Source organism: Ideonella sp. P3_A4 (genome assembly GCF_056403075.1).
Window position 1 is genome coordinate 1 of record NZ_JBFUGE010000127.1, and the last position, 14,105, is coordinate 14,105.

At 66.8% G+C, this 14,105-nt stretch carries 14 protein-coding genes; 5 read left to right on the forward strand and 9 right to left on the reverse strand.

Annotation, left to right across the window (positions count from 1 at the left end; translation table 11 throughout):
* Positions 1-104: 104 nt before the first annotated feature.
* The gene (locus tag AC1DYI_RS13695) at positions 105-347 is read right to left on the reverse strand and encodes an EF-hand domain-containing protein (RefSeq protein WP_477204671.1); all 243 of its coding nucleotides are present in this window, start codon (positions 345-347) and stop codon (positions 105-107) included.
* 223 nt (positions 348-570) lie between these two features.
* Positions 571-1,101 (reverse strand): SRPBCC family protein, encoded by a 531-nt coding sequence (locus tag AC1DYI_RS13700; RefSeq protein WP_477204672.1) that lies wholly within the window; start codon positions 1,099-1,101, stop codon positions 571-573.
* A 370-nt stretch (positions 1,102-1,471) separates the two neighbouring features.
* Between AC1DYI_RS13700 and AC1DYI_RS13705 the strand changes: the two genes are divergently transcribed.
* The gene (locus AC1DYI_RS13705; protein ID WP_477204673.1) at positions 1,472-3,148 is read left to right on the forward strand and encodes a glycosyl hydrolase family 18 protein; all 1,677 of its coding nucleotides are present in this window, start codon (positions 1,472-1,474) and stop codon (positions 3,146-3,148) included.
* Between the two features lie 116 nt (positions 3,149-3,264).
* On the opposite strand, the gene AC1DYI_RS13710 is transcribed toward AC1DYI_RS13705, so the two are convergent.
* The 4 genes from AC1DYI_RS13710 to AC1DYI_RS13725 form a co-directional block, all read right to left on the reverse strand.
* A complete protein-coding gene (locus AC1DYI_RS13710) occupies positions 3,265-5,784 on the reverse strand; it encodes a glycoside hydrolase family 2 protein (protein ID WP_477204674.1) in 2,520 nt (839 codons plus the stop codon).
* On the reverse strand, positions 5,781-6,029 hold the full coding sequence (locus tag AC1DYI_RS13715; RefSeq protein WP_477204675.1) for an acyl carrier protein: 249 nt from the start codon (positions 6,027-6,029) through the stop codon (positions 5,781-5,783). The genes AC1DYI_RS13710 and AC1DYI_RS13715 overlap by 4 nt, the downstream gene beginning before the upstream one ends.
* Positions 6,030-6,054: 25 nt before the next feature.
* Positions 6,055-6,549, reverse strand: coding sequence for a holo-ACP synthase (gene acpS / locus AC1DYI_RS13720; protein WP_477204676.1), 495 nt, complete (start codon positions 6,547-6,549; stop codon positions 6,055-6,057).
* A 148-nt stretch (positions 6,550-6,697) separates the two neighbouring features.
* Positions 6,698-7,357 (reverse strand): alpha/beta hydrolase, encoded by a 660-nt coding sequence (locus AC1DYI_RS13725; RefSeq protein WP_477204677.1) that lies wholly within the window; start codon positions 7,355-7,357, stop codon positions 6,698-6,700.
* Between the two features lie 104 nt (positions 7,358-7,461).
* Between AC1DYI_RS13725 and AC1DYI_RS13730 the strand changes: the two genes are divergently transcribed.
* Genes AC1DYI_RS13730 through AC1DYI_RS13740 form a run of 3 tightly spaced genes read left to right on the forward strand, consistent with a single transcriptional unit; the run spans position 7,462 to position 10,548 of the window.
* Positions 7,462-8,637 carry an acyl-CoA dehydrogenase family protein gene (locus AC1DYI_RS13730; RefSeq protein ID WP_477204678.1) on the forward strand — a complete coding sequence of 392 codons (1,176 nt, stop codon included), beginning with the start codon at positions 7,462-7,464 and terminating at the stop codon, positions 8,635-8,637.
* A 4-nt stretch (positions 8,638-8,641) separates the two neighbouring features.
* A complete protein-coding gene (locus tag AC1DYI_RS13735; protein WP_477204679.1) occupies positions 8,642-9,559 on the forward strand; it encodes an amino acid--[acyl-carrier-protein] ligase in 918 nt (305 codons plus the stop codon).
* Entirely contained in the window at positions 9,556-10,548 is a 993-nt protein-coding gene (locus tag AC1DYI_RS13740) for a DUF1839 family protein (RefSeq protein ID WP_477204680.1), read from the forward strand. The genes AC1DYI_RS13735 and AC1DYI_RS13740 overlap by 4 nt, the downstream gene beginning before the upstream one ends.
* A gap of 440 nt (positions 10,549-10,988) precedes the next feature.
* On the opposite strand, the gene AC1DYI_RS13745 is transcribed toward AC1DYI_RS13740, so the two are convergent.
* Positions 10,989-11,954, reverse strand: coding sequence for a PDR/VanB family oxidoreductase (locus AC1DYI_RS13745; RefSeq protein WP_477204681.1), 966 nt, complete (start codon positions 11,952-11,954; stop codon positions 10,989-10,991).
* Positions 11,951-13,000, reverse strand: a complete 1,050-nt coding sequence (locus tag AC1DYI_RS13750) for a Rieske 2Fe-2S domain-containing protein (RefSeq protein ID WP_477204682.1) — start codon at positions 12,998-13,000, stop codon at positions 11,951-11,953. Before AC1DYI_RS13750 ends, AC1DYI_RS13745 begins: the two co-directional genes overlap by 4 nt.
* A 109-nt stretch (positions 13,001-13,109) precedes the next feature.
* Between AC1DYI_RS13750 and AC1DYI_RS13755 the strand changes: the two genes are divergently transcribed.
* Positions 13,110-13,871 (forward strand): GntR family transcriptional regulator, encoded by a 762-nt coding sequence (locus AC1DYI_RS13755; protein WP_477204683.1) that lies wholly within the window; start codon positions 13,110-13,112, stop codon positions 13,869-13,871.
* On the opposite strand, the gene AC1DYI_RS13760 is transcribed toward AC1DYI_RS13755, so the two are convergent.
* The coding region (locus tag AC1DYI_RS13760; protein ID WP_477204684.1) for a hypothetical protein at positions 13,843-14,105 on the reverse strand (263 nt) is incomplete at its 5' end. The genes AC1DYI_RS13755 and AC1DYI_RS13760 overlap by 29 nt on opposite strands.

Consider the following 14,105-nt stretch of genomic DNA (forward strand, 5'->3'; position numbering starts at 1 on the left):
GCGCCGCGAGGTGATCGCCTTCGCCCAGGCGCCGGGCCCGCAAGGCGGTGCCGGCGCGCTGGTGGTGTTGCTGGGTTCCCGCTGATTCGGGAACCCGCTCACCGCTACTTTGCGAAGCCGGCGCTGAACTCCGTCAGGCTCAGCGAACCGTCCTTGTCCTTGTCGAGCAGATCGAACTTGTCGCCGATCCCTGGCACGGCCCGGGCTTCGTCACGCGACAACTTGCCGTCGCGGCTGAGGTCTGCCTTGGTGAATTGATCAACGGGGACCGCCGTCGTAGGCGGCTGTTTGGCCGGGTCGATGGGAGCCGGCGCTTGCGCCTGGGCCGAGACGGCGCCAAGCGCCAACAAAGCGCCTGCCAGCGCCCAAGTCGAAGATCTGCCAACACGTTGGGTTTGCATCGGGTGAAGTCCTGTCATTGAGTGGAAAGGAGCCTTCAATTTACCGAGCCAGCCAACCCGCGCCAGGGTTTTTGCCTACCGTTTCCCCGCTTACCGGCAGGCCCGCCCGTTTGCGAACACTTGCCGATTCACACAGCCCAGCTAGGTTTTCGCCACACCGGCTTCACGTTCAGTTCTTCTCGGCCACCGTCTTCATGTTGGCCAGGCCTTTTTCGAAGTCCGGCCCGACCATGCTGTCCATGCTGGAGAACACGCCCATCAGCTTGGTCATGAAGTCAGCCTTGCCGTACATCGCCCAGGTCACCTCGGTGCCGCTGCCTTGCGGGGTCAGGATGAAGTCGGTCTGGTTGTGCGCTTCGAAGGGCTGCAGGAAGTCGAGCTGGATGTGGATCTTCGACGACGGTGCCGATTCCTTGATCTCCATCCGGCCGGAGCCAACGTCCTTGTTGCCTTCCCAGGCATAGGTGGTGCCCACACCGGACGAAGGGCCGCCGAGCGTGCGCTTCATCGCCGGGTCGAGCTTTTCCCACGGTGACCACAGCGGCCATTGGTGGAAATCGTTGATCAAGCCGAACACCTTCTCGGCCGGCGCCTGGATGGTGGTCTTGCGCTCCACGCGGAAGCTGTCGGGCCGCGTCGCGGCGAACAGCAGCAGCGCGGCCAAGGCCACGACGACCACGATCGCAATCTTCTTCAGCATGCTCATCCTCCGGTGGCTTCGCGCGCGGTAGCGGCGCGGCCGGATGATGCCCGCGCGCCAGGCACTTGGCTATCTGGTGCCATCCCGGCGAGGTCGACTCACCTCGAAGTGGACTCAGACTGGTATCACTCCAGCAGCGATTCTGGCCTGGCCGCCGAATGCCGCCGGCGACATCGCTTTCATACCCATGTCAATGAAGAAAAGTTGAGCGGCGCCCCGATGCTCGAAACGTCCCATTACATTTCAGTCGCTCCGCAACTGGTTCTATACTGGTTTTAACTGAGCACATTGGCGAAAGCCCCGACGCAGACTGCTGCCCGTGTCGTTCGAAAGCCGACCGACCGGGTTCACTCTGAAGGAGCAATTCGCCATGAACAACCCCACAAGCGCGGCCAGGCGCTCCAGTCGTCTGGACTGGCTGGCCACCCTGTCAGCCGCCGTGGCGGCCTCAGCCATGCTCGCGCCTGCCACCACCAGCGCCGCTGGTGTTCGCGACTTCCAGTTGCTGGCGCCAGCTTGCCAGCCCTGGGATGTGGCCGTCGCCTACGTCAAGGACGACACGGTCACCCGCAACGGCCTGAGCTACAAGGCCAACTGGTGGACGCAGGGTGAAGACCCCACCACCCACAGCGGCCCGGTCGGCAGCGGCCAGCCGTGGACCCAGATCGACGCTTGCTCCGGCACGCCGCCTCCCCCGCCACCGCCGCCCCCGGCCCCCGCCCCGTGCGACCCCTGGCGCAACGACTACAAGTACCTCAAGGGCAACCTGGTGACCGAGAACGGCAAGGGCTACAAGGCCATGCTCAAGTCGCTCAACAAGGACCCGGCGACCAACAACGGCCCGAAGGGCAGCGGCGAAGAATGGATCAAGACGACCAAGTGCGACGGCACGCCGCCGCCGCCCCCCCCTCCTCCCCCGCCGCCCCCGCCCGATCTGCCGCCTGAGGCACTGAGCGCGAACCAGAACACCCGCACCTACGCCGGCTACTACCCGAGCTGGAGCGACAACTGGTTCGAYGCCRMCGGCAAGACGCCGGCGCAGGTCTATGCCCTGAGCAAGCTGGCGCGCATTCCGGCCAACTACAGCCACGTGATGGTGGCCTTCGCGAACCCGAACTTCTCGTGGGGCGGCATCGCGGCCAACAGCTGGTCGGGCACCGGCATGAGCTTCAACGGCCGGCCGAGCGACATCAAGGCCGCGATCGACGTGCTGCACATGCGCAACATGAAGGTCATCCTCGCCGTTGGTGGTGCGACCTACAACGACTGGGACGGGTTGGCTGGCGAAGGCCAGGCCGGTTCGGGTTCACGCATCAACGCGCTGTCGCAGATGCTGAAGGACCTGGGCTTCGACGGCCTGGACGTCGACTACGAAGCCGACGCCAATGTCGACCGTTATGCCAACGCCAGCAAGGCGATGCRCAAGGCGGTGGACATGGCCGGTGGCGGCCGCTGGCTGACCGTGGCGGGTTGGTCGACCGGGGCGGACTGCATCGCCGCCACCTCCGGCATGCCGGACTGCGCGGGCAAGCTGTCGTACTGGGGTGGCAACGCAGGCCGCGAGCGGCTGTTGGCGAAGAACTACCCCACCGTCGCGGCCAGCTTCGACATGGTCAACGTGATGTCGTACGACGCTCGCTACGAGCACTACGACGGCGTGACCGCGTGGACCGACTACCGCACGCTGTTCCCGTCCAAGACCATCGTCTCGATCGGACTGGAGACTTCGCCGGAAGGCTGGTCGGGTGCGAACCTGGTGGTCAACGATGCCGACGCCCAGTGCGAAGGCTCGCGCAACCTGCAGAACCAGTACGGCGCGACGCTGAACCTGCCCTACTCGGTGAACCGCTACACCACGGCCGTGAAGAACAGCAGCCATGCCAACCGCAACGCGCGGGACGGCTCGATGCTGTGGAGCATCCTGAAGACGGCCAACGGCAGCTGCGGCAGCGCGGCGCTGGCCTCGCCAGGCACGCTCGGCAAGAAGGTCGTGCAGAACATGGGCGGCACCGACGACCCGGTGTTGCAGCAAGACGGTTGGAAGTGAGGAGAGCGGCCCGGGGTGGCACCCGGGCCGTCATGAGAGGCTTGAAGAGCCAAGGGCGACCACGAGGTCGCCCTTTTTTCATGGCGCGCCGGGTTTGAACTCYAGCGCGCGTGCGATCAGCCGGCTTGGCGAACCGTCACCGGCACGAGCGCATTGATCGCTGACACCGTGGCGCGCCAGGGGCGACGGGGCGAACCCACCACCGGCGTGAAGTGCAGTCGCCGCTCGCCGCCCGGCGCGAGGTGGAAGCCTTCGTCGTCGGGCTGCCATCCGTCGACCTCGAAGTGCACAAAGCGGGCCGCTGCGCGGCTGCGCACCGTCACCTCGATCGCGTCTTCGACCACCGGCCCGGCCTCGGCGCTCAGGCCGATGTCGCTGCGCCGCAGCGGCTGGCCTTCGACATCGATGAAGTGCACCCGCTCGGCCGCACCTTGYGGGCCTTGCCAGCGCGCAACCACCACGTCGGCCGGCGGCGGACCGAAGCGGTAGGCCCACGACAGGTCGGTGAAGCCATCGAGCCAATCGGTGATCGCCCAACCTTGGCATGACCGGGCCGGCAGTTGCAGTGCGCGCTCGCCCTGCGCCACGGGCCACTCGCCCTCGCGGTAGAGCGACACGCTCAGCGTTCCTTCGCGCGCCTGGTCTTGCTCATTGACAGCGTGCAGTGTGAAGCCGTTCAGGCCGTCGTCCGTGAGGCCCAGGTGCAGCGGCTGGCAGACGCGAGCCAGTGCATGGAACACAGCCTTGGGCTGGCACTGGTTATCCAGATAGCCCCAGCCCGCACCGGCCCACAGATCTCGCAGGAACCAGACCATCGCGCCGCGGCACACAGAGCCGGCACTGCGCCATTGGCTGAACGCAGCGGTGACGGCCTCGGCAGCCGCGGCTCGGCCAAGCACCAGGTGGCGTGCCGGGTCGCTCATTCGCAAGGCCATCGGGTCTTCACCGAAGAGATGCTTGACGTAGTGATCGCGCACGTCGTCGAAGTCCCAGCCGGCGCCCAGGTCGCGCGGCGCGCGGGCCTTCCACAGCGGGCTGTGGGTGCGCACGGCCACGTCGCTGTTCAACGTACGCAAGCGGGCCAGCGTGCTGTCCGGCGGCACCTGCGCAAACGCCAGGCATTCAGTGGCGAAACGCAGGCCGCTGGCGCGCGCATCGGCCAAAGGCCGGCGGTAGGCGCCAACACCGTAGTAAGACGTGCTGCCAGCGTTGGGCTGGAACGGAAAGGCACCACCATGGGCGCTAGACGGCCAATAGACGACACCGGGTAGTTGCGCGGCCACCGCATTCTCGATGTGCTCATGGAACAGCGGTGGCTGCCAGTACTCACGCGACGCACCCCACATCGCCGCCTGCTGTTCGACCTCTGAATTGCCGCAGACCACGACCACGCTGGCCCGCGCGGTCCATGCGGGCAACTGGCTCGCAAGCTCGGCGGCGACCTCGGCCGCGAAGCCTGCATCGTCGGCCGGGTAGTCCATGTTGGCGAACATCAGCTCCTGCCAGACCATCAGGCCCAGCTCGTCGCAGAGTTCGAAGAAAACATCGGCCTCGTAGGCCATCGTGCCGCCGACGCGGATCAGGTTGACGCCGGCATCGCGCAAGCGGGTCAATACCTCGCGGTACTGCGCAGGCTCGGCGTGAAGTTTCACGGTGTCCAGCGGCACCCAGCAGACGCCGCGAGCGAACACCGGCTCGCCGTTGATCCGCAGGCCGAGGCCGCTGTCGCCGGTGTCGGCTTCGACCGCGCGGAAGCCGATGGCGCCGAGGTCCATCGACCAGTCGGCAGTGGACGTGCGGCCAAGCAGTCGCACCGGGTGTCGGGCGGGCTGGCCATGCGTGTGTGGCCACCAGGGCTCGACGTTGTCGACGCTCAGCGTGCCTTGCCATTGCGGGCGACCGTCGGCGAGTGTGGATTGCAACGCGACTTCGTGGGTCCGGCCACCGTGGTCCAGTGTCAGCCGAAGCTGATTGGGAACGGCGGTGCTTGCGTCGAAGCTGCAGCGCACGGTCAGTTCGCCACGCCCTTCGACCAGACGCGGTTGCAACTCGATCGACGACGGGCGTGCCTCGTCCGCCGCCTGCAGCCACACATCTCGCCATGGGCCAACGACCACCGCTGGCGGTGACCAGCCCGGTGTGCGGCCGAGCAGCGTGGTCCGCCAGAAGCGCAGCTGCTGCTGCGCCAGCATCGGCGAGCGCCAGCGCGGACGCGGCTTGCGCTGCGCCAGGGCATCGGCCAGCGGGTCGAAGCGGATCAGCAGTTCGTTGCCATGCGCGCGCAGGCGATCGCCCACGGCCAGCGCATGGGCGCGGAACATGTTGCGGCTTTCCAGCAGCGGCTCGCCGTTGAGCCACACGCTGGCAATCGTCGCCAGGCCATCCAGGCCCAGCGTCCAGGCACTGGCGTCGCCGACCGGCCGGTCAAAGCGGCAGCGGTACCACCAGCACTCACGGTCGAAATCGCGCGCCGGGCCATCCAGGCTCCACGTACCCGCTGCGGCCAAGGCGGCCGCCACAGGCATCGGCGCTTCGAGGGGCCGCCAGGCCGCCTCGTCAGGAACATCACCTCCAGGCTCGCCGGGCGCCAGCGCCCATGCGCCCAGCAACCCTTGCCGGCCAGGAGCAAAGCTCATGCGCCCGTCAGTTCCTCAACTGCCGAACGGATCGCGCCGACGCTGGAGAACACGCTGCGCGTCAGCATGTGGTCGGGGAACTCGATGTCGAAAGCGCCTTCGAGCGCCAGCATCACGTTGACGCTGGCGTGCGAGCTCATGCCGGCCTGGTACAGGTCGGCGTCTTCGGCCAGCGCAGCAGCGTCTTTCGCGAGCTTCGCGTGCTGGGCCAGGATGGTGCGGATACGGGTGGCGGTGTCGCTCATGGTCAGGTTCTAAAGGAATCGGAAGTCAAAAATCGGAATTCGGGGTGGTGCCGAGCGGGGCAACACCCGTCGCGGTAGCCCCCAGCAACGCCACCACCACCGCGCAAGCCTGCTCGCGCTCGTGGCTGATCGAAACGGCCCATTCGCGCACGCCCAGGCTCTGGGCCACCTCGGCGGCACGGCCATGCAGCGCCAATGCCGGTCGGCCGTTGGGCCCACGGGTCAACTCGATGTCACACCAGGCGATGCCGGCCTCGGGCAAATCGAGCGCTTTGATCACCGCCTCTTTGGCGGCAAAACGCGCGGCCAGGCGCTCGTGCATGGCGGCCTCGCCTTGCACGGCGCGCGCATCAACGGCTTCCTGGGCACTGAAATAGCGCCGGAGGAAACGTTCGCCGAAATGGGCAAACGACTCGGCGATCGCCGGCACGCTGACCGTGTCGATACCCACGCGCACGCCAGCTGCCGGCGCCTGCAGCGCAGGCGTCAGCTGATCAACGATGTCGGCGGCGTTGAGCACGTCAGAAGGCAGTGGAAAAAGAGGAGGCGGAAGCCGGCCAGGAACAGGCCAGGCAAAGGTTGCAAATGATACCGGGGCAAGCCCTTGGCCCGGCCCTGGTACGGGCATAGTTCACGGCCGCGAGGGCCAAACCCCCACGCTTTGGGGGTCAGGCCCGGGTCGGTTCGGCCGCCTGCAGCGCCAGCACGAAGCGCCGCAGCGCCCGCCACACCACCAGCGGCATTTCGTGCCCACCGTCAAAAGGCAGCCACTGCACCTGGGCATCGGCCCCTTGCAGCAGGTCACGCAGGCGTTCGCCGGCGCTGAAACCGAGGTCACCGTCGCTGCGCCCGTGGGTCACGAGCGCGGGCAACCCTTTCAGCCGCCCGACATGCGGCAGCCATTCATCCAGCGCGATGCAGGTCGACGACAGCAGCGCGATGCCGGCCACGTCGGGCTCGCCTTGCGTCAGCAAGTGGTCCATCAGCAACATGCCGCCTTGCGAGTAGCCGACCAGCACGAAGCGGCAGCCGGGATGCGCGGCGCGCGCGTCTGCCAACGTTTGCGCCAGCACTGCGCGCGCAGCGGGTCGTTCCGTCGGGTGGCGGTCGAACAGGTCGCTGGGCCCGGCGGCCAGCCGCGCGGCGCGGTGCGCCGGGTCCACCGCCCACCACGAGTGGGTGCCGTCTTCGTTGCGCACCGGGCCTGCTGGCACCACCGTGGGCAGGGTCAATGCAAGCGCGTCAACCATCGGCCGCAGCACTGCCGGGTCCATGGTCAAACCGTGCAAAAAGACCAGCACCATCCGTTGTTCTTGGGGGGTATTCACGGCGCGAATTGTGAATCGGCTATGAGACACTTTGTTGCAGGACAGCATCGCGCGGCGATACCGACGTTGCCGCCGCCCCTTTTTCCTTTCCTCAAAGAACAACCATGAGCCAGACCGCGCCCAGCTACGCCACCTTGTACGACGCCGTACGTCGCATCGCCCAGGAAGTGGCGGCCAAGCATGCCGACGACGTCGACAGCAAGGCCCGCTTCCCTGCCGAATCCGTGGCCGCGCTGCGTGAAGCCAAGGCCTTCTCGGCGCTGGTGCCGAAAGACCTGGGCGGTAGCGGCCTGACGATGCGCGAGCTCGGCTCTCTGGTGAGTTCGCTGGCCCAGCACTGCGCCTCCAGCGCGATGGTGCTCGCCATGCACTACACCCAGCTGTGCTGCGTCGTGCGCCACCATGGCGGCGGCGAGTTCTTCGACCGCTTCATGCGCGACATGGTCGAGCAGCAGTGGCTGATGGCGTCGATGACCTCCGAGGTCGGCACCTTCGGCGACACCCGCTCCAGCGTCTGCGCGGTGCAGACCGAAGGCGAGCGCTTCACGTTGGTGAAGGAAGCCACCACCGGCTCGTACTGCGCGCACGCCGACGTGATCGTCGTCACCGCCCGCCGCAACGCCGAAGCCGGTGCCAGCGACCAGGTGTTGGTGCTGTTGCGCAAGGGCGACTACTCGCTGGAGCAGACCACCTCCTGGGACACGATGGGCATGCGTGGCACCTGCAGCCCGGGCTTCAAGCTCAACTCCAGCGCACCGGTCGGACAAATCCTGCCTGAGCCGTTCGGCGACATCTCGGCCGAGTCGATGGTGCCGTATTCGCACATCCTGTGGTCGTCGCTGTGGAGTGGCATCGCTGCCGGCGCGCACAACAAGGCCGCCACGTACGTGCGCGGCGTGGCCCGCAAGAACCCGGGCACGACGCCCCCGACCGCGGTCGCACTGGCTGACCTGACGGTCGCGTTGCAGACCACGCGCCTGCAATGGCAAGCCATGGCCGATGAGTTCGACGCCATCGCCGCCGCCGGTACCGACGAGAAAGACCTGACCTCGATCGGCTGGGCACTGAAAATGAACAGCCTGAAGACGGCCTGCTCAGACGCGGCCCCGCGCATCGTGCATGGTGCGCTGCAGATCGTCGGCATCCTCGGCTACAAGAACGACAGCCCGTTTGCAATGGGCCGCGCTTACCGCGACGCGCTGTCAGCGTCGCTGATGATTTCCAACGACCGCATCGCCGCCAAGAGCGCTGCGCTGCTGCTCGTGTTCAAGGACGAGTGACACCATGACAACTGAAAAGAACTACGACCCCGCCGCGTTCTACACCGAGCTGGTGGAAGCCGGCCTGATCTACCCGACCACCGTCAAGGGCGGGTACGGCCGCAGCGCGATGTTCGAGGACATCCTCGACCGCTTCGACGCTCTGGTGATGCGCAACGCCGCCGGCGACGGCGCCGAACCGATGACCTTCCCGCCCATCGTCGCACGGGCGATGATCGAGAAGCTGGGTTACCTCGACAACTTCCCGCAGCTGGCCGGCAGCGTGCACAGCTTCTTCGGCAGCGACCTGAAGGCGCGCGAGATCTCCGAGAAGGTCAAGGCCGGCGAGCGCTGGGAAGACATGCTCGACATCACCGAAGTGATGCTGCTGCCCGCCGCCTGCTACCCCGTCTACCCGATGTTCAGCGGCTTGCTGCCGGACGGTGGCCGCCTGGTCACCACGAAGAACTGGTGTTACCGGCACGAACCGTCGGACGAGCCGACGCGTCTGCAATCCTTCCGCATGCGCGAATTCATCCGCGTCGGCGCGCCCGATGCGGTCGAAGCCTGGCGCGACGGCTGGCGTGACCGCGCGCTCGAACTGCTGCTCGGCCTGGGCCTGCCGGCCGCCAGCGACGTAGCCAACGACCCGTTCTTCGGCCGCGTCGGCAAGATGATGGCCACCAGCCAGCGCGAGCAGAAACTGAAGTTCGAAATCATGGTTCCGGTGATCTCGCTCGAGAAGCCGACCGCGATCTGCTCGTTCAACTGGCACCAGGAACACTTCACCGGCAAGTACGGCATCCGCCAGGGCGATGGCGCCACGGCGCACACCGCCTGCCTGGGCTTCGGCCTGGAGCGCTGCACGCTGGCGCTGTTGAAGACCCACGGTCTGGACCCGGCCAAGTGGCCCACTGAAGTACGCGCACAACTGTGGCCTTGAGTTTGGCGCTGCGCCGGGCCAGCGCCCTGCCCGGCATCGACCCCGCGAGCTACCAGCGCCACGCGCTGCATGGCGAATCGGCCCAGTGGCCCGAGAAGAACTGCTACATCGACCTGTGGATCGAGCTGATCCACGCGATGGGCTGCGACCCGCACGCGATGCTGGGCCACACGCTGCCGATCGATTTCGAAGGCGACCAGTGGACCTTCTTCAAGCCCTCGCATGACCAGCTGCGGCGCCTGTACGGCATCGACGTGCAGGAACTGACGATCTGGCGCCCGCTGGCCGACCATGCGATCGAGCACCTGTCAGCAGGCAAGCTGATCAGCGTCGAGGCCGATGCGTGGTGGCTGCCGGACACGGCCGGTACCGACTATCGCAACAAGCACACGAAGACAACCATCGTGCTGGCCGACATCGACCTCGATGCACAGCGCCTGGTCTACTTTCACAACGCCGGCTGCTTCGCGCTCGAAGGCGAAGACTTCGTCGAGACATTCCGGCTGAACAAGCCGGAAGACCCGGCCTACCTGCCGCTGTTCGCCGAAGTCGTCCGTTCCGACCGGCGTGTCGTGCGGCCGCTAGCCGAGTTGCGCGAAGCCGCGCGCGCCGATCTGCGCGAGCAGTTCGCTCGCCGTCCGTCGAGCAATCCAGTGCGCCGTTTTGCCGAAGCCTTCGAGCAAGACCTGCCGCTTATGCGCGAACGAGGTCTGGACCACTACCACGCATGGGCCTTTGCCGGCACACGCCAGGTCGGCGCCGCGGCTGAGTTGACGGCACGTTGGCTGGCCTGGATGAGCGATGCCCCCAGCCCGTCCGAGCAACGTGCCATCGACGCATTCGACCGCCTCTCGGCTGGTGCGAAGACCTTCATCCTGAAGGGCGCGCGGGTCGTGTCGTCATCGAAGCCGGCTGACCTGAGCGCGCTGTTCGGTGGCATGGTCGAGGCCTGGGATAAAGGCATGGCCGCGCTGGGCGAGACGTTGTAGGCAGGCTGACGCTACGGGCCGGTAAAACAGCCCGCTTGCTGATGTGGTGGCGGCAGGGCGGCGGCGGTGCCCCCGTTCGCCGTCCGCTCGCGGGCCCCTGTTGGCGCACGACGACGTCCGTCTCCATCAACACCGCTTGAGGTGTGCGAAGGTTGGGGCGACCGCGAATGAGGCCGGCGCCCGGGGACACCACCACCGCCCTGCAGGCACCGACCGTGGCGCGGCACGCCTTCGCATGCAACCCGAGGAGCCAGGCCGAAGGCTCGGGGTGCGAGCGGCGGCCCCTCATTCGCGGTCGCCCCAGCCGCAGCACGAGAACACGGCGCCGATCGAGAGACCGTTGCCAGCGCAACCCCGATCCCCGCGAGCCGGGGACGCCGATCGCGCCCCGGGCCTCCGGCCCAGTCACAACCTCGGCCCGCCACCCAACAAACGGCAACTCAAAGATCCAACACCAACCTCGGCGACTTCGCCCGCGAGCAACACGGCGTGAACTGGTCGTTCGCCGCGTGCTCCTCAGGCGTGAAGTACAGATCCTTGTGGTCGGGCGTGCCGCTGAGTACGCGGGTGATGCAAGTGCCGCAGACGCCCTGCTCGCACGAGGTTTGAACCTCGACACCGGCTGCGGCCAGTGCCTGCACAACCGTCTTGTCCTTGGGCACGACGACGACGCGCCCGGAACTCGCGAGCTGCACCTCGAAACTATCGTCAGTGGCCGAGGGTGCCACATCGGCCGAGAAGAATTCGTAGTGCAACTGCGCCTCGGGCCAACCCCGGGCGCGCGCGGTTGACAGCACTGCGTCCATGAAGCCCTTGGGGCCGCAGACATACAGGTGCACGCCCGGTTGCGGCTCCGCCAGCCGAGCGGCAATGTCGAACTTCTGCGCCACCGGGCCATCGTCGAAATGGAACTGCACTTGCGACGCAAAGCGTGAGCCGGCGATGCGGTCGTGAAACGCCATCCGCTCGCGCGAACGGGCGCAGTAGTGCATCTCGAACAGTGCGCCCATCACCGCCAAACGCTCGGCCATGCAAAGGATCGGCGTGACGCCGATGCCACCGGCCAGCAGCAGGTGGCTGCTTGCGTCGTGCACCAACGCGAAGTGGTTCTTCGGCGCGCTGATCTGGATCACGTCGCCCACTTGAACCTGATCGTGCATGCTCGCCGAGCCACCACGCGTGGCCGGGTCGCGCAACACGGCGATCAGGTAGCGGTGACTTTCTGCGGGGTCGTTGCAGAGCGAGTACTGGCGTGTCTTGTCGCCCACCGTCACGTCCACATGCGAACCAGCGGAGAACACCGGCAAGGGCTGACCGTCGACCTCGACCAGCTCGAAGCTGCAGATGTCCAGCGCCTCGCTCGTCTTGGCTGCGACGCGCACACGAAGACCTGTCGCAGCACTCATGCGGGCACCTCTGCCGACACGCCCTGCTCCGCCGCAATCAACCGGTCAAGCACCTTGCGCGACTGCACGCCGCCCGCATCGATATTGAGCTTGAGCAGCTGACGCTCAGGCCACGCCAGCAGGTTCTTCTGTTGCCGCTCCAGCATCTCCAGGTCTTCGCTGAAGATCTTGCCCTGGCCTTCGCGGATGCTCGCGGTCAGTGCCTTGTCTTTCGGGTTGAAGTTGCGCGCCATGCCCCAGAAGTACCAGATCGAGGTCTCGGTCTCCGGCGTGATGAAGTCGACCACGATGCTCGACGCCTTCACCTTCGGGTCAGCCTCGCAGCCACCCTGGCCCGCCAGCGCGACGCCGACCTCGATCATCACGTGGCTCGGCGGTGAGAAGCGGCAGATCTGCCAGCGGTCCACCGGCTGGTTGTCGGGCAGGTGGTTGCCGCGCAGCGCCATCTGCCAGAACGGTGGTGCCTGAATGTTGTTCATGAAGCGGCTCGTGATCACCTCGTCGCCTTCGGTGCGTGTGGTCACCGGCGCCTCGTCGATCTCTTTCTGGCCGATGCTGGTGGCGTGCACGTAAGTCTCGTGCGTCAGGTCCATCAGGTTGTCGACCATCAGCCGATAGTCGCAGGCGATGTGGTACAGCCCGCCGCCATAGGCCCAGTCCGGGCTCTCGGCCCATTCGAGGTGGTGGATCTTGGCCGAGTCGGCCTGCGCCGCATCACCCGGCCAGACCCAGACGAAGCCATGGCGCTCGACCACCGGGAAGCTGCGGATCGCCGGGAAGCCGCGCACGCGCTGGCCCGGCATCGCGATGGTCTTGCCATCACAGCCCATCTCGAGCCCGTGGTAGCCGCAGACCAGCTTGCCCTCGACCACCCGGCCCAGCGACAAGGGCGCGCCGCGGTGCGGGCAGAAGTCTTCCAGCGCCGCCACCACACCGTCTGGCCCGCGGTAGAACACCATCGCCTCGCCGCAGACCTTGCGTCCCAGCGGCTTGTCGTCGATCTCGTCCGGCGTACAGGCCACGTACCAGGCGTTCTTCGGAAACATCGGGCAGCTCCAATGGATGCGTCAAATTGGATCCAATTATCAGCACCATTGGCCATTCAATGCCAGAATACCTGCCATATTGGATCCAGCATAGTCCAACAGACCCGCCATGCCTTCGCCTGAGCATCTGCCCGACAGCGGCAGCGTCGTCGCCACGCTGCGTCAGCTGATCATGGACGGCCACTACCCGGCCGGCACGCGGCTGGCCGAGATCCCGGTGGCCACCGCGCTGGGTGTGTCGCGCACCCCCGTTCGGCTGGCGTTTCGCAGCCTGCAGCAAGAAGGCCTGCTGCAGATCACCGGTAAACGTGGCTTCGTCGTGCGCGCGTTCTCGGAGGAAGACGTGCAGTGTGCGGTCGAGGTGCGCGGCGCGCTGGAAGGGCTGGCAGCCCGGCGCCTGGCCGAGCGCGGCATGTCGACCGAGGTGCAGGCCACGCTGCGCGCCTGCATCGACGAAGGCGCCCAACTGCTTGCGAAGRGCCACCTCACCGAAGAAGACATCGGCGCGTGGGCGCACCTGAACCACTGCTTCCACCACACCATCGTCGAATCGACTGGCAGCCTGGTGATCGCAGATGCGATCGCCCGCAACAACCACCTGCCGTTCGCCTCGGCCGACTCGATCACCATCGACCGGCAAGCGCTGGGCCGTGAGCACGAGAAGCTGCGCTTGGCGCAGGCGCATCACCAATTGGTGTTCGAAGCGCTGCAGCGGCGCGAGTCAGCGCGCGTCGAGATGCTGATGCGCGAGCACGCCTACATCGGGCTGCGCTACGGTGCGCTGTTCGGGCTGCAGGCTGGCACCACAGCCGAGGTGGCTGCCGTGCCGGCCTTGCGCCCCGTCAAAAGTGCAGCGCCACGACCTCGCTGACGCCCGCCTCACCCATCACCGGAATCGTCAGCACCGCGCTCAGGCCGATGGGGTTGTCGGCTTCATCCGGGCGTGCCGCCGCAGCCATTTCGCCCGAAGCCGCCTGCGCCACGCCGACAGCCCAGGCCGTGCCGATCGGCCCCAGACCTGCCGCCGCTTGTGCGCTCAACCCGTTGGCCGTCAGGTGCCCCCGCACCTCGCAGAAGCCGAATGCACGCTGCAGGTGCGTACCAC